16 protein-coding genes and 2 tRNA genes are annotated in these 19,369 nt (G+C 56.9%); 11 read left to right on the forward strand and 7 right to left on the reverse strand.

Features of this window, described 5'->3' with window-relative positions; translation table 11 throughout:
* Positions 1 to 850 precede the first annotated feature (850 nt).
* The 3 genes from O3299_RS21940 (at position 851) to O3299_RS21950 (ending at position 3,915) form a co-directional block, all read left to right on the forward strand.
* A complete protein-coding gene (locus tag O3299_RS21940; RefSeq protein WP_305063205.1) occupies positions 851 to 1,612 on the forward strand; it encodes a hypothetical protein in 762 nt (253 codons plus the stop codon).
* A complete protein-coding gene (locus O3299_RS21945; protein ID WP_305063206.1) occupies positions 1,612 to 2,772 on the forward strand; it encodes a DEAD/DEAH box helicase in 1,161 nt (386 codons plus the stop codon). The genes O3299_RS21940 and O3299_RS21945 overlap by 1 nt, the downstream gene beginning before the upstream one ends.
* A gap of 96 nt (positions 2,773 to 2,868) precedes the next feature.
* Positions 2,869 to 3,915 carry a hypothetical protein gene (locus O3299_RS21950; RefSeq protein WP_305063207.1) on the forward strand — a complete coding sequence of 349 codons (1,047 nt, stop codon included), beginning with the start codon at positions 2,869 to 2,871 and terminating at the stop codon, positions 3,913 to 3,915.
* A gap of 514 nt (positions 3,916 to 4,429) precedes the next feature.
* Here the strand turns inward: O3299_RS21950 and O3299_RS21955 are convergent.
* Both O3299_RS21955 and acs read right to left on the reverse strand, forming a co-directional pair.
* Positions 4,430 to 4,520: transfer RNA gene (locus O3299_RS21955), tRNA-Ser, on the reverse strand.
* A gap of 184 nt (positions 4,521 to 4,704) precedes the next feature.
* Entirely contained in the window at positions 4,705 to 6,711 is a 2,007-nt protein-coding gene (acs, locus tag O3299_RS21960; protein ID WP_305063208.1) for an acetate--CoA ligase, read from the reverse strand.
* 309 nt (positions 6,712 to 7,020) lie between these two features.
* On the opposite strand from acs, the gene O3299_RS21965 reads away from it, so the two are divergent.
* The 5 genes from O3299_RS21965 to O3299_RS21985 all read left to right on the forward strand — a co-directional run bounded on the left by O3299_RS21965 (position 7,021) and on the right by O3299_RS21985 (position 11,951).
* Positions 7,021 to 7,635, forward strand: coding sequence for a YqhA family protein (locus O3299_RS21965; protein ID WP_077400355.1), 615 nt, complete (start codon positions 7,021 to 7,023; stop codon positions 7,633 to 7,635).
* 105 nt (positions 7,636 to 7,740) lie between these two features.
* Positions 7,741 to 9,282, forward strand: a complete 1,542-nt coding sequence (locus O3299_RS21970; RefSeq protein ID WP_251349829.1) for a fumarate hydratase — start codon at positions 7,741 to 7,743, stop codon at positions 9,280 to 9,282.
* 66 nt (positions 9,283 to 9,348) lie between these two features.
* Positions 9,349 to 10,194, forward strand: a complete 846-nt coding sequence (gene murI / locus O3299_RS21975) for a glutamate racemase (RefSeq protein WP_099665279.1) — start codon at positions 9,349 to 9,351, stop codon at positions 10,192 to 10,194.
* Between the two features lie 142 nt (positions 10,195 to 10,336).
* A tRNA-His gene (locus O3299_RS21980) sits at positions 10,337 to 10,412 on the forward strand.
* A 180-nt stretch (positions 10,413 to 10,592) separates the two neighbouring features.
* The gene (locus O3299_RS21985) at positions 10,593 to 11,951 is read left to right on the forward strand and encodes a family 43 glycosylhydrolase (RefSeq protein WP_305063209.1); all 1,359 of its coding nucleotides are present in this window, start codon (positions 10,593 to 10,595) and stop codon (positions 11,949 to 11,951) included.
* A 45-nt stretch (positions 11,952 to 11,996) separates the two neighbouring features.
* On the opposite strand, the gene O3299_RS21990 is transcribed toward O3299_RS21985, so the two are convergent.
* Together O3299_RS21990 and O3299_RS21995 are read right to left on the reverse strand one after the other, a co-directional pair.
* Positions 11,997 to 12,797: a hypothetical protein gene (locus tag O3299_RS21990; RefSeq protein ID WP_305063210.1), complete on the reverse strand. Its 801-nt coding sequence runs from the start codon at positions 12,795 to 12,797 to the stop codon at positions 11,997 to 11,999.
* Between the two features lie 5 nt (positions 12,798 to 12,802).
* Positions 12,803 to 13,249, reverse strand: a complete 447-nt coding sequence (locus tag O3299_RS21995; protein ID WP_161789566.1) for a response regulator — start codon at positions 13,247 to 13,249, stop codon at positions 12,803 to 12,805.
* Between the two features lie 289 nt (positions 13,250 to 13,538).
* Here O3299_RS21995 and O3299_RS22000 point away from each other — a divergent pair, with 289 nt between their 5' ends.
* From O3299_RS22000 to O3299_RS22010, 3 genes are all read left to right on the forward strand, one after another.
* A complete protein-coding gene (locus O3299_RS22000; RefSeq protein WP_305063211.1) occupies positions 13,539 to 15,650 on the forward strand; it encodes a TonB-dependent siderophore receptor in 2,112 nt (703 codons plus the stop codon).
* Positions 15,651 to 15,977: 327 nt separating this feature from the next.
* Positions 15,978 to 16,637: a PEP-CTERM sorting domain-containing protein gene (locus O3299_RS22005; protein ID WP_099665284.1), complete on the forward strand. Its 660-nt coding sequence runs from the start codon at positions 15,978 to 15,980 to the stop codon at positions 16,635 to 16,637.
* 256 nt (positions 16,638 to 16,893) lie between these two features.
* Positions 16,894 to 17,343 (forward strand): hypothetical protein, encoded by a 450-nt coding sequence (locus O3299_RS22010; protein WP_035825219.1) that lies wholly within the window; start codon positions 16,894 to 16,896, stop codon positions 17,341 to 17,343.
* A gap of 391 nt (positions 17,344 to 17,734) precedes the next feature.
* Here the strand turns inward: O3299_RS22010 and O3299_RS22015 are convergent, their stop codons facing one another.
* The 3 genes from O3299_RS22015 to O3299_RS22025 all read right to left on the reverse strand — a co-directional run bounded on the left by O3299_RS22015 (position 17,735) and on the right by O3299_RS22025 (position 19,368).
* Positions 17,735 to 18,118, reverse strand: coding sequence for a hypothetical protein (locus O3299_RS22015; protein ID WP_077400334.1), 384 nt, complete (start codon positions 18,116 to 18,118; stop codon positions 17,735 to 17,737).
* Between the two features lie 162 nt (positions 18,119 to 18,280).
* Entirely contained in the window at positions 18,281 to 18,853 is a 573-nt protein-coding gene (locus tag O3299_RS22020; RefSeq protein WP_305063212.1) for a hypothetical protein, read from the reverse strand.
* A gap of 167 nt (positions 18,854 to 19,020) precedes the next feature.
* Complete coding sequence (locus O3299_RS22025; protein WP_077408994.1) at positions 19,021 to 19,368, reverse strand: energy transducer TonB; 348 nt, start codon at positions 19,366 to 19,368, stop codon at positions 19,021 to 19,023.
* Position 19,369 lies beyond the last annotated feature (1 nt).

Genomic DNA, 19,369 nt, shown 5'->3' on the forward strand with positions numbered 1-19,369 from the left:
CCATAGCTCGACGGATAGTAGCCGGATTAATTCCAATAGTCGATAAAAACCCGCGTCAAGAAAAAGGCTGGCTTTCATGCAGGCGCGACAAGACATCAACACTGCGACGCGGGATCATGTTCGTCATTTGGGCACGGATTGATGCTTTGGGTGCAGTGGAAGCCTTTAGGTCTTCGCCGGCATGTTCATAGCCTATCGAAGATTCGAAGGGTCGGACCTGCCCATCGAATCGACCAGTTGCTGCCCGCTACGCGGGCGCGAGCAGCTTCGCGCGCCGAGGGCGTATGTTCGTAGCTCTGACTGAGCTGGCTTCTGCTGTGTTCAATGCATCAGCCCGTGCCGGATAGCAGACCTGACCCCACGTCGCTAGCGAGAGCGAGCGTAATTGGTTAGGAATATATTTTTCCGTTGGCGGTACACAACATGCACCTAAGCAACAGCACTAACATCGCAGGCGTTCTGGTTGACGTGGCATAACGGACAGATGACTTGGGTGCCCCATATTTTCTCAATAGTGCAATTTAACAACATATATTATCCATTGGCAACATCTTCATTTGAACCAAAAGTCTCTAGATCTTTTGGCTCTTATCGATTGAGCCTAGTTCCTCACGAACAGCGGTGTGCAACGAGAAACTTACCGTGTCTACACTTTTTCGCTTCGTACATCCATCAGACCATACTTGCTCTCCTATTGCTGCTAGTGGAATAATCGGTTAAAACATTCACAGACTAGATAACCCAGTGAATAAACGAAATTTATAACGCTATCGCTAGACAATCTGATTGCAGTGCTGCATCCTAGGTGTGTAAATACAGTGTTGTATCCTAGTTGCATATAATTTTTTGCATGAAGGCCGATCGATGTATCGAAAAAGAACCTCAAATGACACTAACATTTCAGACGCAAACAGTGGATGCAACCTGGGGATGCGCATACCAACAGGTGGTCGATACGCCTGGTTTGCAAAACGTGAAATTATGCTTTGTGGAAGTCACTAATCTTGCTACCTTCGCTGCAGTCATCACCCGAGGGGTTCTAGACAAGTCATGGATGACAAGTCTAGATCCAATCGACTACATGTCCTACGACATGACCGTAACTGAGACTGCAAACAAACTCGTCGGAATTTTCCAAGCTACTAGCGCCACAGGAACGCTTGGCGCAGACTTTGGCGAGTTGATGGTGACGATGAGTTCTGCATATGCGCTGGAAAAAATATTCTCACATCTGAGGCTTCCCATCGCCGAATTATGGAAGCCAAAACTGAGTGGAAACGAAGGGTTTGATTTTCACACAACCTGCCCTGCCGATCTTGTTAATTTTGGTGAGGCAAAATATTCTAGTAACACGAATCCATATACATTGGCGATATCGCAAGCAGAAGACTTTATCGACCACGAGAAACATTTCCGTGATGGAGTTCATCTCAAGAGCCTCGTTAGTCCGAATTGCGTAAAAAACCTAACAGGCAAACAGTTTGGGATGGTTGCAGCATTTTCTATCCAAGGAAAAAACCCAGATTTGATTTTTGCAAACGCAGCCAAATCTGCCGCCGCATTAGCAGCAAAAAATAAAGTGAATAGTATTTATTTGGTTGGGGTGAAATAATGGCGAAATCGAAAATCACTTCGATTAAGGAGTCAAAAACCGTCTTGCGTGATCTTTCAAACCTTTTAGAGCAGCTTCACATTAATGGACCAATAAGCTCTAACATACTTGAAGACGTTGCGTTATACAAAGAATTTCACCCAAAATTATTTTCCTCTGTCGAACAGCGGATTATTTCCACAATGGGTCTTTTTTATAAAATTCAGAAACCAGAAGACCTATATTCGCTGATGATGTCTGCGGTTGGTGATGGCTACAAAAAACAGTATGGGAAATCGTTAACTCCTGTCCAAGTCAGCGTGCGCAGAGCTGTCGATGACAATCAGTTCATTTCTATCTCAGCGCCAACTAGCGCTGGCAAGTCATATTCCATACGGGACTTTATTTCACAACAGAATGGCGACGCTGTAGTGATTGTGCCATCTAGAGCGTTGATAGCGGAGTATATTTCGTCAATCCGCCGTGGCTTTGGAGCATCAAAGAATGTGTTCGTTTCTCCTTTCGTTGACAAGGTATTTAAAAAAAGAAATTTGCGATATATTTTTGTTCTTACACCAGAGCGTGCGCGTGAACTTTTTCTGCAAAGTGATGCTTTTAATATTTCTGTATTTTTCCTTGACGAAGCTCAGATCTCAGAGGAAAAGGATCGAGGTGTTATTTTTGATATCCTAGTCAGACGGGTACAGAAGCATTTTCCAAAAGCAAAAATAATTTTCGCCCATCCATTTGTGGACAATCCAGAAGCTCAATTAAAAAAGCACAATATTGATGAGTCAAAAAGCTATGCCAGATCATATACTCACGGCACCGTCGGAAAAATAAGTGTTTACAAACACAGTAACGGACGCGATTTTTATTTCTCTCCGTTTATTAAGAAGGGGCACCTTCTATCAAATTGCGCAGAATTCGATGGGGGTTTCGCGCGCTTCGCATTTAATGGCACGCACTCAATACTAATTTTTGTTTCTAAAGCCTCAATCTACAATGGAAATTTTTTACATCCATTCAAAGAGTATATCGATGCGTTCCCGGATGTCATCGATACACATGCATTAAACATAATAAAGGAAGTTGAGCACGCGTTAGGTGCGGATCAAAGCGGCCACCGTTCAAAACTAGTCGCACTACTCAAGAAAGGCGTCGTTATCCATCACGGTTAAGTACCGTTGGACGTGCGGTTCCTGGTCGAAGAATTTATCAGGCAGAAATACGCTCGCGTATGCTTTGCAACGAACACTTTGGCACAAGGTGTAAATATGCCATTTGACATCGTCTGGCTACATAGCATGCGAATTAACGGCGACGAGTCAGCTGATAAATCGTTATCATTCAAAAATTTGACTGGTCGTGCAGGGCGATTGTCATCAGAACAGATATTTGACTTCGGCTACGTTTTTACCTCTAATCCGATTCTTTACACGGATAGAATTAACGACACATATATTTTAAGCGAAATTTCAGTGCTCGATGAAGATTTCTCGGAAGCGTCTTATGATTTCCAAGAATTGATTGAGTCAATTCGCACTGATTCCTTCGATGATGAACACAACCTCCCCCGAACAAAAGTTGAGCGCCTTTCCCAGCCACACATTTTTACCGCTTGCCGCCAAATCCTAGATTTGCTTTACACTAAAGAAACGATTCGCGCAAGCATTGAGGGTGAAGAAAAACGTGAAATTCGCGAAACTATCAAGAATCAGTTAAAGACTATATTCGAAGAGGCAATAAATCGTGAGCTTTTTTATGGAGAAGAAGCAGTCTTCCGTACAGCTATTACAATTTTCTTGTTAGCGATTGGAGGCCGCACCTTCCGGGAGATCGCCGGCATTCGGTATAGTAAGATTTCGCGGAGGAATTTCGGTCATCAAGGAGAAGCTGAATTCGCTCAACCAGCGGAAAGTCTTCCAAACAGTCAGCTAAAACGACGATTCCCCTTATTTGCGGGAGTGCAAGCAAATGACGTTAGTTACGATGCTGTCGTGTTTGACACGTATGACTATATGGACAAAGTTGTGTCTTTCTCGCTGTCTGATGTGTTTATGGCGGCCTTTAAACTCTATGGCGACGTAACCCACGACTCTCGATCAATCAAGATGTCAGGCCTGCTACGCTACGGGACCGATAATGTAGAGCATATTTTGTTAATGCGATATGGTTTCGCACCAGAAAGCGTTGCCGAAATTATTCCCTATATTCGGCTTGTTACTGAGAATGAGATTGTATTTTTACCTGGGATTTACTCAGCACCTCAGAACATTCGCGATATTGTGGAATGGTATCTCCCTGAAACGACTGGAATTTAGGCGTAGTGTAAGGACTTTCGAGAATATCGGGAGCTGAATGCTGTCCAGTTAGCATTCTTCTCAAATCGCTCAGCAACGATTTTCAAAAATCGCCCTAATTAATCAATGAAGGGCATGAAGCAGCGCCTTCTCCTAAGATAGGCAACCGTCTTTCCTGCTCGATATTTCAGCAGTTGATGCAAACGACAAGCCCAGTTTGACCACTCGTTCCATCTCCGTTGATAACATTCGGCCAAGGTTCGCACGCACCGGTGTCAGGTCTGCCATTCTGACACGGACTGATACATTGGGCGTCGTAGAGGCTGGCTCAGTCAAAAACCTGATTAGAACCACGAACGCGCGCCGCAGGCGCGCGGGGCTGCCGCGCAGCGGCAGCAGTTGGTCGATTCGGAGAGGGCCGGGCCGTTAGGCCCGACCCTTCGAATCCCCCGCGCAGGGCGCGCAGGCGCCCTGCTTCTCTCCGCGTACAGACGAAAAAAAAGCTACCCGAGGGTAGCTTTTTCTTTTTCGTCTGTGGCGGAGAGAGGGGGATTCGAACCCCCGATAGGCTATGAACCTATACACGCTTTCCAGGCGTGCGACTTCAACCACTCATCCACCTCTCCTGCAGGCAATGCGTCTACTGGCTCGCATTGCGTACTATTTCTCGCTTGTCGCGAAGCCGCAGATTATAGCAAAGATTCTACGGACTGCCAAAGTTATTTACCGTGGGGTAAAAGTTAAAGCTGGCAACGACAAGCAGCAGCCCAATACAGGCCGTGGTCGGCCCCCGCAGGGACCGACCTTTCATTACGACGCTTCCTTCAACTGCTCCAGGATGGCCGGGTTTTCCAGGGTCGAGACGTCTTGCGTGATCGTCTCGCCCTTGGCCAGCACGCGCAGCAGGCGGCGCATGATTTTGCCGGAGCGGGTTTTCGGCAGGTTGTCGCCGAAACGGATTTCCTTCGGTTTGGCGATCGGGCCGATTTCCTTGCCGACCCAGTTGCGCAGCTCCAGGGCCAGTTTCTTCGCTTCCTCGCCTGTCGGACGCGCTTGCTTGAGCACGACGAAGGCGCAGATCGATTCACCCGTCGTGTCGTCCGGACGGCCCACCACGGCCGCTTCGGCCACCAGCGGGTTGGCCACCAGGGCCGATTCGATTTCCATCGTGCCCATGCGGTGGCCCGACACGTTCAGCACGTCATCGATGCGGCCCGTGATGGTGAAGTAGCCCGTATCCTTGTTGCGGATGGCGCCGTCGCCTGCCAGGTACATCTTGCCGCCCAGTTCTTCCGGGAAATAGCTGGACTTGAAACGCTCGGGGTTGTTCCAGATCGTGCGGATCATCGATGGCCATGGGCGCTTCACGACCAGGATGCCGCCCTGGCCGTTCGGCACGTCCTGGCCCGCTTCGTCGACGATGGCGGCCATGATGCCCGGCAATGGCAGGGTGCAGGAACCGGGGACCATCGGCGTCGCGCCCGGCAACGGGGTGATCATGTGGCCGCCCGTCTCCGTTTGCCAGAAGGTATCGACGATCGGGCATTTCTCGCCGCCGATATGCTTGTAGTACCACATCCACGCTTCCGGATTGATCGGCTCGCCGACCGTGCCCAGCAAACGCAGGCTGGTCAGGTCGTAGTTGCCTGGATGGACTTTCGGGTCCACGTCGGCCGCCTTGATCAGCGAACGGATGGCCGTTGGCGCCGTGTAGAAGATGCTGACGTTGTGCTTCTTGATGGTTTCCCAGAAACGGCCCGCGTTCGGGTAGGTCGGGATGCCTTCGAACACCACTTGCGTGGCGCCTACGGCCATCGGGCCATACGCGATGTAGCTGTGGCCCGTCACCCAGCCGATGTCGGCCGTGCACCAGAACACGTCGTCGGGCTTGATGTCGAAGCTCCACTTCATCGTCAGCGCGGCCCACAGCAGGTAGCCGCCGCTCGAATGCTGCACGCCCTTCGGCGTGCCCGTCGAACCGGATGTGTACAAGATGAACAGTGGATGCTCGGCATCGACCCATTCCGGTTCGCATTGCGCCGACTGGCCTGCGACCAGGTCGTGCAGCCACGTGTCACGGCCCGCCACCATCGGCAAGTCGCTGCCCGTGCGCTTGTAGACGATGACGTTTTTCACGGTATCGCAGCCGCCCAGCGCCAGCGCTTCGTCGACGATGGATTTCAATGGCAGCTTCTTGCCCCCGCGCAATTGCTCGTCGCCCGTGATGACGGCCACGGCGCCCGCGTCGATGATGCGCTCCTGCAAGGATTTCGCGGAAAAGCCGCCGAACACGACGGAGTGGGTGGCGCCGATGCGCGCGCAGGCTTGCATGGCGGCAACGCCTTCGACGGACATCGACATATAGATGATGACGCGGTCGCCCTTGGCGATGCCCTTGGATTTCAGGCCGTTGGCGAGCTTGCAGACTTTTTCGTGCAGTTCTTTATAGGTGGCCTTGGTAACGGTGCCGTCGTCCGCTTCGAAAATGATGGCCGTCTTGTCGCCCAGGCCGTTTTCGATGTTGCGGTCCAGGCAGTTGTACGACACGTTCAGCTGGCCGTCTTCGAACCATTTGTAGAACGGGGCATTGTCTTCGTTCAGGGTGCGGGTGAACGGCTTTTTCCAGCTCAGGTTTTCGCGCGCCAGCCTGGCCCAGAAGCCTTCGTAATCGGTTTCCGCCTCTTTCACCATGGCCTGGTACGCGGCCATGCCGGAAATGGTGGCTTGTGCGGCAAAGGCCGCCGATGGTTCAAATACGCGCGACTCTTCTGGTCCTTGCTGCTGCGTGCCCTGTCCTTGGTTTTCTGTAGCGGCCATGCTTGTCTCCAGTGTAGTAATTGTTTGCTAACACGATAAGCGCCATGTCTTACGGACGCCTTACATTGCGCATTTTCTGCAGCGTTTTCCTCCGTCAAGGCTAACCATAAGCGCCTTCGGCGATGGGCGTCAAGGGGACGCCGTACAGTATTTTCACTGGGAAAATGCCTGGCGCGCCGAAGCTTCAATACCACTTTGTGTTTCATCAAACCCAATAATACAGAGCAAGGCCATGCGCAGTAATCGACAGCAAGTGTAAAATGTCGGGCATGCCAAAAATTGGTATTTACTCCCCCCAGGAACCCCTACATGATCGACCACCTACCACCGTCTGCCAAACATACCAAGCTGCATCCATTGTCCGCCTTCATCTTCATGTCGCGCTGGCTGCAGTTGCCGCTGTACCTGGGCCTGATCCTCGCACAATGCGTGTATGTCTTCCATTTCTGGGTGGAATTATCCGACCTGATCGGCGCCGTGTTCGGCAATGATGCAGCCTTGCAGCACGTACTGACGGCCGTCGCCGTGCCCGGCAGCGCCCTGCCGACCAAGCTGAACGAAGCGACCATCATGCTGGTGGTATTAGGCCTGATCGACGTGGTCATGATTTCGAACCTGTTGATCATGGTCATTATTGGCGGCTACGAAACCTTCGTTTCGCGCATGCATCTCGATGACCACCCAGACCAGCCGGAATGGTTGTCGCATGTAAATGCTTCCGTACTGAAGACGAAATTGGCGATGGCCATCATCGGTATCTCGTCCATCCACCTGCTGAAGACTTTCATCAATGCCAACTCCTACAAGATGGAAGTGATCATTGCGCAGACGGTGATCCACATGGTCTTCATCATTTCCGCCATGGCGATCGCGTACACGGACCGCATCATGACGGTGACACAGAACCAGGCACGACCGCATTAAACCCGAAGCCCATGGCTGCCAGCAGCGGCCATGGGCTTTGTCATTCCAATGCAGTAACTAGTATTAGTAAAGAGTCTTACCCTTCTTATCTACCGCGAGAACACCATGACTGTCATAAAGCAAGAAGACCTGATCGAATCCGTCGCCGCAGCGTTGCAGTACATTAGCTACTACCACCCTGCTGATTACATCGAACACCTGGCGCGCGCCTATGCGGCCGAGCAAAGCCCGGCGGCAAAAGATGCGATCGCGCAAATCCTGACCAACTCGCGCATGTGCGCGGAAGGCAAACGTCCGATTTGCCAGGACACGGGTATCGTCAACGTCTTCCTGAAAATCGGCATGGGTGTGCGCTTCGAAGGCTTCAGCGGCACGGTTACCGACGCCGTCAACGAAGGCGTGCGCCGCGCGTACAACTTCGACGACAACAAGCTGCGCGCCTCCATCGTGGCCGACCCGCATTTCGACCGCAAGAACACCAAGGACAACACGCCAGCCGTCGTGCACATGGAATTGGTTGAAGGCAATACCGTCGACGTGAAAGTGGCTGCCAAGGGCGGCGGTTCGGAAAACAAGTCGAAGATGATCATGATGAACCCATCCGACTCGCTGGTGGACTGGGTCATGAAGACCGTGCCGACCATGGGCGCCGGCTGGTGCCCGCCTGGCATGCTGGGCATCGGCATCGGCGGCACGGCCGAAAAAGCCATGCTGATGGCAAAAGAAGTGTTAATGGAAGACATCGACATGTTTGAGCTGAAACAACGCGGCCCGCAAAATAAACTGGAAGAATTGCGTATCGAGCTGTGCGACAAGATCAACTCGCTGGGCATCGGCGCGCAGGGCCTGGGCGGCCTGACGACCGTGCTCGACGTCAAGATCATGATGCACCCGACGCACGCCGCGTCGAAGCCTGTCGCCATGATCCCGAACTGCGCCGCCACGCGCCACGGCCACTTCGTGCTCGACGGCTCGGGCCCTGCCTACATGGAACCGCCATCGCTGTCGTCGTGGCCGGAAGTGCACTGGACGCCGGACACGGAAAAATCCAAGCGCGTCGACCTGAACACCCTGACGAAGGAAGAAGTCGCTTCGTGGACGCCGGGCCAGACCTTGCTGTTGAACGGCAAGATGCTGACGGGCCGCGACGCCGCGCACAAGCGCATCCAGGACATGCTGGCCAAGGGCGAAGAGTTGCCGGTCGACTTCAAGAACCGCGTGATCTATTACGTCGGCCCGGTCGACCCGGTGCGCGACGAAGTGGTCGGCCCGGCCGGCCCGACGACCGCCACCCGCATGGACAAGTTCACCGACATGATGCTGGAACAGACGGGCTTGATCGCCATGATCGGCAAGGCCGAACGCGGTCCCATCGCCATCGAATCGATCCAGAAACACCAGTCGGCCTACCTGATGGCCGTGGGCGGTTCCGCCTACCTGGTGTCGAAAGCCATCAAGGGCGCGAAAGTGCTGGGCTTTGCCGACATGGGCATGGAAGCCATCTACGAATTCGACGTCGTCGACATGCCGGTGACGGTGGCCGTGGACTCGAAAGGCACCTCCGTGCACAACACGGGCCCGAAAGAGTGGCAGGCGAAGATCGAGCAACTCAATAGCGTCAGCAAGATTCCCGTGACGGTCGCTTAAACAAGCACTACCATTAACGCCGCGCGGCAACACAGCGCGGCGTTTTTTTATCTTCTTCGGCTTTATATGACTTCTATTGCAAGCAATGCCCGCCCGGACGCCCCCATCGGCATTTTTGACTCCGGCGTGGGCGGCCTGTCGGTACTGCGCCATATCCGCGCGCAGCTGCCGCAGGAAGACCTGATCTACTTTGCCGATTCCGGCTATGCGCCGTATGGCGACAAGACGGAACAGCAAGTGATCGACCGTTCGCTGGCGATCACCGCCTTTTTATTGCAGCAAGGCGCGAAGGCGCTGGTCGTGGCCTGCAACACGGCCACCATCGCCGCCATCAAGGCGCTGCGCGCGCGCTACCCCGACCTGCCCATCGTCGGCGTCGAACCGGGCTTGAAACCGGCGGCAGGCATCAGCCGCAACGGCAAGATCGCCGTGCTGGCCACGGAACGCGCCTTGCGCGGCGACAAACTGCTGGCCTTGCGCGAGCAGGTGAGCGCCGCCACGGGCGCCACGTTCATCTTGCAGCCCTGCATCGGCCTGGCCGACCGCATCGAGCAATGCGAGCTGGGCACCGATCCGCTGGACGCCACCAGCGCCATGCTGGAACGCTACATCGCCCCCATGCTGGAACAAGGCGTCGACACGCTGGTGCTGGGCTGCACGCACTACCTGTTCGTGCAGGACGCCATCGAACGCACGGTGCGCGCCCACACGCAGGAACAGATCACCCTGGTGGACACGGGCGACGCCGTGGCGCGCCAGCTGGCCCGCCTGCTCGATGCGGCAAGCTTGCGCCGCATCAACAACGACGCGCCACGACTGCAAGGCTACACGACGGCCAAGGTCGAGTCCCTGGCGAAAGCCTTCGCCGGTTTGCTGGACTTGCACCCGCCCGTCGAACACCTGTCCGTGTGAGCTGGGTGAGCAAAAGCGACCGTTTTCATGCAATCTTTCGATTCTTTAAAAAAGACTGCATTTAGATTTGCCACTTTGCCGAGTTCTTTGTATAATTCGGCACCTGTTCAGCAAAACAGCTAAACAGGTAAGTAAGACAGTGGTGGCTGTAGCTCAGTTGGTAGAGTCCAGGATTGTGATTCCTGTTGTCGTGGGTTCGAGCCCCATCAGCCACCCCACAGAATAAAGAAGAGCCCGGTTTTCGAACCGGGCTTTTTCTATTCCGGCGCCGCTTTCTGCCTTCACCGATATCGGCCCCGGTATCGCTTCCTGCAAAAAATTCATTAGTGCAAATTTGACCATCGCCCTACTCTGGGGTGCGGCCTGGACCGCCCCATAAAAACAGTACGGAGACAACGATGAAGCAAATCCTGGCAGCACTCTGCCTGATGTTCTGCGCCCATGCGCAGGCGATCACCCTGACGGGCGTACCGAATGCGCACGACCCCGGTACCCTGACAAAAGACGGCGACACGTATTTCAATTTCACCACGGGCGACGGCATCTGGTATTCCACCTCGACGGACCTGCTGAAATGGTCGGCCGGCCCTGCGCCCGTGTTCAGCACGCCGCCGGCCTGGATCGCCAATAAAATCCCCAACTTCAGCGGCTCGTACTGGGCGCCGGACGTGATCCACATGAATGGCTACTATTATCTGTATTACTCGGTGTCCACCTTCGGCACCTCCGTGTCGGCCATCGGCGTGGCCCGCTCGGCTTCGCTGAAAAATCCCAGCTGGACGGACCTGGGCATCGTCGTGCAATCGTATGGGGGCGGTGCGGAAATCAATGCCATCGACCCGGCCCTGTTCCGCGACTACGACGGCAAGGTCTATATGTCCTACGGCTCGTTTTTCGGCGGCATCGGCGTGACGGAAATCAACCAGGCGACAGGCAAGACGAGCGGCAACGTCACCACCATCCTCGGTGGCAGCGGCAAGGATATCGAAGCGCCCTACATCACGCGCGACGGCGAGTATTACTATCTGTTCGTCAACCGCGGCAAATGCTGCCAGGGCGCCGCCAGCACATACTATGTGGAAGTGCAACGCGCCAGCAGCGTGACGGGGCCGTACAGCGGCACGCGCACGGTGCTGCCCAACCTCGACGGCAAGTACAAGGGACCGGGCCATATCGGCGTGCTCAAGCAGGATGGCTGCAACTACACCTCGGTCCACTACTACGACGTCAACGACAATGGCGCGGCCAAGCTCGACATATTAAAGATGACGTACGGCGATGGCTGGCCCAGCCTGACGCGCAATTTTACGGTCGCCAGCTGCGGCGGCATCTCGGACGGCCCCACGGTGCTGCGCTCGCGCCTGAGCGGCAAAGCGCTGGCCGTGGCCGGCGCCGGCACGGCGAATGGCGCGCTGGTGCAGCAGCAAACCTATACGGGAGGGAAACACCAGCAATGGTATGTGGTGGGGCATGGCGACGGGTACTATAGCCTGATCAATGCGAACAGCCTGCTGGGCCTGGACGACTACAACAACTCGACCACGGCGGGCACGAATATCGCCCAATGGAGCTACTGGGGCGGACTGGGCCAGCAATGGCGCTTCGCCAGCCCCGCGTCCGGCTACCAGACAATTACCAACCGCTACAGCAACCTGACCCTGGACGTCCTGAACCTGAGCACGTTGGAAAACGCGCAAATTATCCAGTGGAACCTGACCAATGCGAATAATCAGCAGTGGTCGCTGAGCCGGCCCTAACAGACGAACGGTATCCCGGCGGCATGGCACTGCCGGGGCGTCCTCTCAGCGGGCGGGGAGCAGGCCCAGCAAAAACTCGCGCGCCCGCGCTGAACTTGGCGAGCGCGACGAAGGATGCTGGATGCGGTAGCAATCCCTGTGATCCAGCGGGAACTGCCACAATTGCGCATTCGGTATGCCATCCTCGACGTAATCGCAACCCAGCGCCTTGTCCTGCGCATCGCGGGCCAGCGGAAAGAAATCGCGCCGGTGCCCGGCGGTGGCGCTGCCATTGGCAAAGATGATGATCTCGGGCTGGAAGAAATCGATTTGTACATCCAGCAGCAGTTTGGAGTACTTCTTGATGACCTCAAAATGCCGACATTTGACGGGACTACCTTTATTCCACGCCATGCACAGCAGATTGGCATAGATCAAGCCATCGCTGCCGGAACGCCGGGCCACCGCGCGCGTGAAATTATGAAAGGCACGGCCCTTGATATCCGCGCGTGACAATTGCTGCGCAAAGTAAGCCTGGTGCACGGCCATCGACCGCTCAACATAGTACTCCAGGGAACTAAAACGCTCCCCTACCGGCAACACATTCCATTGCCGCGTTTCGCAGCCCACGATCATGATGCGCTGCCGGGCGCCAAGCCAGTTGGGCGGCACGCTGGGGAGAAAGAGACCCGAGAGCTTTTCCGCATCGGCATGCGGCGCATGGCGGTCCAGCAAGGCCGTATCAAAATCGGCCAGTACGCCCAGATAGCGGCTGGCCAGGTCGGTACTTGCAGCTTGCTGCGGGGAATGCATGGTCATTGCGTGCCTGTATCCGGATGCCCGGGGATGGGCCGCAAACCATAGCACACATTTCAGCCCGCCAGCACCGACTGCACCGTCGTCGCCAGGTCGTCCAGACGCACAGGTTTCACGAGGAAGTGGCGAAAGCCCACGGCCAGCGCGTCGTCCATGTACATGGGCAGGCTGTGGCCGGTGACGGCGATCAGCACGGCGTTGGCCGTTTCGGGGTTGTGGTGCAGGCGGCGGCCGATTTCGATGCCGCTGATGCCGGGCATTTCGATGTCGAGGTAGACGGCGTCGGGCACGCACAGCTTGACTTGCTCGACGGCCATCTGCCAGTTGCGCACCACCACCGCGTGGTGACCCAGCGCTTCGAGCAGCATGGCCAGCGATTCGCCCACTTCCTGGTTGTCGTCGACCACCAGCAGATTCAATTTGCGCGCAGCACTTGCCGGCTGGTCGCCCTGGCGGCGTTCCACGGGGGGATTGCCTGGTGTCGTTTCAGTTGTCTGGCTCATTGTACGTTCACGTCTGACGGCTGCAAAAACGGGAGTATACAAGAAGCGCGCACAATGCCGCCGCACCCGAGCACTGGTGCCAAGCGGCAATCAAGACCGCCCGCTGTACCGCGCCAGCAACACTTCCCCACCCTGCGGGCAGGCATACCGCCACTACGCAATATTCGCAATTGACGGATAAAATGAGAATCATTATCATTCTTATCCCCTTGCGCAGGATGCCCACGCCACGATGTTGTCGCGCCGCCAAAAATGCCCGCGCAACCATTGTCCCTACGGAGATCCATGCATGGCCGCCACACTTTCCCCACTGCCTTTTTCGCTGCGCCCGTGCGCGCTGGCCATCGCCCTCGCTTGCCTGGGCGCGTCCCTTGCCGCGCAGGCACAGGACGCCAATACGGCCAGTACCGCCAATGACGCCGGTCCCATCCTGGAATCCATCCAGGTCAGCAGCAACCTGCTGGGCACCAGCATGGCCGCCAGCACGAAAAATTTCGCGGGCGCCCGCACGGTGGTGCAAAAGGATGACATCGAAAACTCGGGCGCGACCAGCCTCAGCGACGTGATGCGCCGCATTCCCGGCGTGCAGATCAGCGACAACTCGGGCAGCGCCGGCAGCGCCATTTCCCTGAATATCGGCGTGCGCGGCCTGGCCGGACGCTATTCGCCGCGCAGCACGGTCTTGCTCGATGGCATTCCGATGTCGGTCGCGCCGTATGGCCAGCCGCAACTGTCGTTCGCACCCGTCAGCCTGGCCAATGTCGAAACGGTCGACGTGGTGCGCGGCGGCGGCGCCGTGCGCTTCGGCCCGCAAAACGTGGGCGGCATCATCAACTTCAAGACGCGCCGCGTGCCCACCACGCCAGGCATCACGGGCGACGCCACCGTGCGCTACAACTCATACAGCGAAGTGGGCCACAACACGCAGGCCAGCGTGTTTGCCGGTACCCAGCTCGACAGCGGCCTGGGCCTGGCCGTGCTGTATTCCGGCATCCGCGGCAGCGACTGGCGCGTGGGCAGCGATGAGAAGGTCAACGACTTCGCCCTCAAATTCCGCTACGACCTGAGCCCGACGGCCGAGGTGTACGGCAAGCTGTCCTACTATGACGTGACGTCGCGCACGCCGGGCGGCCTGACTGCCGCGCAATACAAGCAGGACCCGTTCCAGAACACGCGCCCCACCGACTTCTGGAGCGGCGAGCGCAAGGCCTTCGACATCGGCTACCTGAATGCCATTTCCGGCACGCAAGAATTCGAGGTGCGCGCCTATTACAATAAGAGCTCGCGCGAAAGCACGCTGATCAGCGGAAACAACCTGGGCCACCAGCCGCGCAACTATGAAACGACGGCCATCGAACCGCGCTACACGCAGCGCTTCACGACCGGCAAGGTGTCGCAGGACGTCACCGTCGGCTACCGCTACCTGGTTGAACGGGCCGATGAAAGCATCTACAGCGTCGCCATCGCCAGCGGCGTGCAACAAACGACGAACTTCGCCAACAACTCCACCGATGCGCAAGCCGTGTATATCGACGACAAGATCGCCATCGACGCCTGGCGCATCACGCCGGGCGTGCGCTACGAGCACATCAAGACGGTGCGCTTCAACCACTTGCCGACCGACCAAAAGATCGAGTTGCTCAACAACAAAGCCCTGCCCTCGCTGAACGTGGCCTATTTGCTCAACAACAACGTCACCCTGTTCGGCAACTACAACAGCTCGTTTGGCGCCGTGCAAAATACGCAGCTCAATGCACAGTCGAGCAAGAACGCGCTGCAGCCGGAACTGGCGAAAACCGCCGAGCTGGGCGCGCGCTGGAAGAGCGGCCAGCTGTCGGCCGAGGCGACCTTGTTCAACATCAAGTTCGACAACCAGATCCAGTCCGTCGGCAGCGGCAAGAACGCTATTTTCTACAACGTGGGCGCCACGCATCACCGGGGCCTGGAATCGGCCGTCGACTACCACTTCGACCAGTCCGGCCCGCTGGCCGGCTTAAACGCCTACGCCACCTACACCTACACCAAGGCCACCTTGCAGGATGGCGTGAACGCGGGCAATGACGTGCCCTTCTATTCGCGCACCACGGACACCGTCGGCGCCCACTACCAGCTGGGCGCCTGGGGCTTCGACCTGTCGAGCAGCCACCAGAGCCGCCAGTTCGCCGACGAGGCCAACACCGTGGCGGAAAACCTGGCCGGCAGCGTGGGCGTCATTCCCGGCTTCCGTACGTGGAACACGCAAGTGAAATGGAAAGTACCGGGCCAGAACGGCCTGGAACTGGTTGCCGGCGTCAACAACCTCACCGACAAGCGCTACTTCACGCGCACCTCGGACGGCAACCTGGGCAAGCTGGTGGGCGCGCCGCGCATGGTTTACCTGCAAGGACGGCTGGCGTTCTAGTCCCGCGCACGTCCCGGCTATGGCATCAATAGCCGGGCGCGCACGCGGGCGGCACGCAAAAAACCTGCATCGTTGTTGTTTCGATGCAGGTTTTTTTACGTCCCGATGTCACAAAAATACTCCGGGGCAAGCAGCCTCAGGGCCGCGCTCACCCTGCGCCAGCACTGCAATTGGTTCACCATGGAAATTAATGCAATTTTGAACATGAATGATTTCACAATTACAAATATTTTTATCGTGCAGCAGTTTTTTTCGTGAGTTTTAGTGATATTCTTTAAATGTCATTTAGGAAATGAAATTAACTTTTAAATAATAGAACGGACCCACATGAAAATGCCTGCTACCCTCTTCAAGATCGCCGCACTGGCCTCCCTGATCACTGCCGGCGGCGCCAACGCCGCGACCGAACTGGTCGTCAACGGCAGCTTCGAAAGCAACGCCATCACCACCCCATTCGCACAATTGAGCGCCGTGACGGGCTGGACCTCATCCGTCAGCGGCAATACGGCCTTTGAAATCCAGAAGGGCGCCACGCAAGGCGGCCAGAGCGGCTTCAACCCCGTCGCTGCCGCCGGCACGCAATACCTGGAACTCAACGCCGAGCGCCTGACGTCCGTGTCGCAATCGCTCGCCACCACGGCCGGCGGCACGTATGCGCTGTCGTTTGCCTACTCGGGCCGCCCGAATACGCCAGGCGGCGCAAGCAGCCTGATGAACGTCTACTGGGGTTCGACCCTGCTGACGCCAACGGCCCTGGTCGGCAACACCACCGGCGTGTGGCAAACCTACAGCCAGAACGTGACCGCGCTCGGTTCGTCCACCTTGCTGCGTTTCGAATCGATCGGCCCGGCCTCCGCGCCAACCTATGGTTCCTACCTGGACAACGTCTCGGTGACGACGGCCGTGCCGGAACCGGAAAGCTACGCCATGATGCTGCTGGGCCTGGGCTTGCTGGGTTTCATGGCACGCCGCAAGACTGCCGCCTGAGTCTGAAGTCGTCGTGCAACAGCCGCTCCGCCACCAGGCCGGGCGGCTTTTTTTATGGCCCAAACGGAAGCATAATTCCCAGGAAATGTTGCCAAAAAGAATTAAATTGACGCTACAATAGCGGGGTATCAAGCAATGCCAAGCATCGCTCCGCCAGGGCCACTACCCCGCCCTGATCATCAGCACGCATTTTTTGAACAGGATGACTGGCGCTGCCGGGCCCGATCGCGCTCCCGGCACGGCCACCACACGCACCATGTCTGCAGAAAAAACCATTACCGAAACGAGTTCCTACGGCAAGGAAACGCCCGTGGGACGTCCCGACATCGATGGCCGCGCCGGCATTTTCGTGCCCACGGCGGAATTTGACATCGACAACACCACCACCATCCGCAAGGGCGCGGGCATTGTCGGCTTCGGCAACCTCGATGGCACCCTGACCGTGTATTTCGAAGCGAACCGCTTCGACGAAAGCAATCTGCACAAGTGGGAACACAAGGCGCGCAAGGCATATGACCGCATGGTCATGGGCGCGCCCACGGTGTCGAAGGCGAAAATCGATGCGCGCATGCTGGAACAGGTCGGCATCATCGATGGCATGGGCATCAATCTCAAGCATCCGGAACGCCTGACGCACTGGCTGGCGATCTCGAACGTGCCGGACACGGCGCCGGAAGAGCCTGTAGTGCGCTGGAAAAACCGCTAAACGGCCGGAGAGCGAGGCGGGGCGCCAGGCACGAGGTATTGTCCTACATCGTGGCGGACGTTCATCCGATGCCCAAAGGCATCGAGTCATCCTATGATGAAAGCCTGACCACACCTCACACTACTCAGGAGTACGACATGTCCCGCCTCATCCCGATCAGCTTTGGCGCCTTGCAAATAGGTCTGGCAGCGGCGGCGATGTACATCCTGTGCTCGGCGGACGTGCTGCACCAGAGTTCCGTATATTTCCACTGAGTTCATATTACGTCACAACTCTCACCAAATTGTAGCGAGCGGCAGTGAGTCGTGGGGGAGAAGCGCAGCTGTACTTTAGTACAGCGAGCATCGCAGCCCGCGAATCGCGACGCGCAGTAAATTTAGTGGGATGTTGACTAGCGGCGGCCGTAATAACGTCCGTGCCCACCCCAACCGCCGCGGTGTCCACCGTAGCGCCCAAAGCCAAACACGAAGTCCAGCCCGATCGATACGGGCGGATTGTAATAATACGGTTGCGGCGCGTACACGGGCGCCGGCACATACACGGGCTGTTGCACGTACACCGGTTGCTGCTGCACATACACGGGTTCATTCGTGTATTCCACGCGCGGCGCGCTCACCACGCGCGATGACTGCACCGGCTCGGACGAGACCGTATGCCATTCATAGGGATTGTAAGCCCCCTGTGGCGCGCGCGAACCGTAATACGCGGGACCAGGCGGCGCCACGACGCAGCCCCCCAGGGCGGCCAGCGAAATTACTGCCAACAGGGTTTTCATTGCAATTCTCCTCGGGTACCAATACTGGTGTACTACCTTAATTAAGTACTATAAGAAATTACGCCGCGCTTTGCTGTGCTTTTACCGATTGTTACACCCCGACGCACGCCGCAACATGAAGTGTCGCAAAGCCGCCACAAACGGCGCGCGCGGCATGTTTCCTCAAATAAACGGTATCGCGCAAGTATCGATGGCCTTGCCGGCCGCATCGTAGCGCTGCACGCACACCTGGTAGCGCACGCCGTAATCGAGCTCGACCTGCTCGACCTTTCCATACTTCAATTTCCAGCTAGGCTGCACCTGTTGCCGGCCAGCCAGCGCTGCCACATCCTGCGGAATCGCCATTGCCGTCTGCGTTTCGCCCTGGCGCGCATCCTGGCGCCGCGCCATGTCGATAGCCACGCTCACGGCCAGGTCGACGCCGCCGTCCGCATACTGCAAAGCGGGCGAGCCGCGCTGCGCCCGCATCACGCCCCAGGCGCAAGGCTTGCCGCCCGCCTCGCATTGCTTCAGCTGCGCCAGCGGAAAATACTCAGGGGCAATCTTGCCATCCTTGATGGGCCAGCTGGTGCGCACGCCGTCGCGCTTGCCCGTCAGGGGATTGTCCCAGCTCAGGCTATTGACGACGGCCACGGTCTGCCCCGCCTGCAAGCCCACGGGCGTGCCCAGCGAGGCGCAGGCAGAAAGCAGCATGCCGCTGGCGGCGAGAAGGGAAAGTGTCAGGATGCGCTGCATGGTAGGCCTCTTGTGGTGGGAGATCCCGAAGGTATGTTTCGAGGGTAACAGAATCGGCGGCGACAGTGCCGTTGGCTGGCGCACATAACACTACGGGCGGCACCCTTGCAGGCGCCGCCCGTAGCGGAAAACTCATGCCGGGAGCCAGGCTCCCGGCGATAGGTGGATCAGTCCAGCTTCCAGGCGTAGTCGACCTTGGTCCAGGTCTGCGCTGCGGCGCCATCCTTGGTGCCCGGCTTGAACTTGCACGCGGACAGGGCCTTGATGGCGGCCTTGTCCAGGTTCTTGAAGCCGCTGCTCTTCTCGACTTTCGAATCGGCAACGCTACCATCGGCATTGACCAGGAAGGACATCGTCACGGTGCCCTGCTCTTCGTTCATCAACGAAGCTTTCGGATAGTCGGCCTTGCAGTTCTTGGCATCGAACGACGCCGGCACCTCGGCAGCGAAGGCTGCGGAAGAAACGGACACCAGCAAGGCTGCTGCAACACTCATCAAACGCTTATTCTCAAACATG

Origin of the sequence: Janthinobacterium sp. SUN176 (genome assembly GCF_030587335.1) — a bacterium.
Taxonomy (GTDB): Bacteria; Pseudomonadota; Gammaproteobacteria; order Burkholderiales; family Burkholderiaceae_D; genus Janthinobacterium; species Janthinobacterium kumbetense.

Coding starts and splice junctions, on each gene's coding strand:
- O3299_RS21940 (WP_305063205.1), top strand. CDS start 851: ATGAAGGCCGATCGATGTATCGAAAAAGAACCTCAAATGACACTAACA.
- O3299_RS21945 (WP_305063206.1), top strand. CDS start 1,612: ATGGCGAAATCGAAAATCACTTCGATTAAGGAGTCAAAAACCGTCTTG.
- O3299_RS21950 (WP_305063207.1), top strand. CDS start 2,869: ATGCCATTTGACATCGTCTGGCTACATAGCATGCGAATTAACGGCGAC.
- acs (WP_305063208.1), bottom strand. CDS start 6,711: ATGGCCGCTACAGAAAACCAAGGACAGGGCACGCAGCAGCAAGGACCA.
- O3299_RS21965 (WP_077400355.1), top strand. CDS start 7,021: ATGATCGACCACCTACCACCGTCTGCCAAACATACCAAGCTGCATCCA.
- O3299_RS21970 (WP_251349829.1), top strand. CDS start 7,741: ATGACTGTCATAAAGCAAGAAGACCTGATCGAATCCGTCGCCGCAGCG.
- murI (WP_099665279.1), top strand. CDS start 9,349: ATGACTTCTATTGCAAGCAATGCCCGCCCGGACGCCCCCATCGGCATT.
- O3299_RS21985 (WP_305063209.1), top strand. CDS start 10,593: ATGAAGCAAATCCTGGCAGCACTCTGCCTGATGTTCTGCGCCCATGCG.
- O3299_RS21995 (WP_161789566.1), bottom strand. CDS start 13,249: ATGAGCCAGACAACTGAAACGACACCAGGCAATCCCCCCGTGGAACGC.
- O3299_RS22000 (WP_305063211.1), top strand. CDS start 13,539: ATGGCCGCCACACTTTCCCCACTGCCTTTTTCGCTGCGCCCGTGCGCG.
- O3299_RS22005 (WP_099665284.1), top strand. CDS start 15,978: ATGAAAATGCCTGCTACCCTCTTCAAGATCGCCGCACTGGCCTCCCTG.
- O3299_RS22010 (WP_035825219.1), top strand. CDS start 16,894: ATGTCTGCAGAAAAAACCATTACCGAAACGAGTTCCTACGGCAAGGAA.
- O3299_RS22015 (WP_077400334.1), bottom strand. CDS start 18,118: ATGAAAACCCTGTTGGCAGTAATTTCGCTGGCCGCCCTGGGGGGCTGC.
- O3299_RS22020 (WP_305063212.1), bottom strand. CDS start 18,853: ATGCAGCGCATCCTGACACTTTCCCTTCTCGCCGCCAGCGGCATGCTG.
- O3299_RS22025 (WP_077408994.1), bottom strand. CDS start 19,368: ATGTTTGAGAATAAGCGTTTGATGAGTGTTGCAGCAGCCTTGCTGGTG.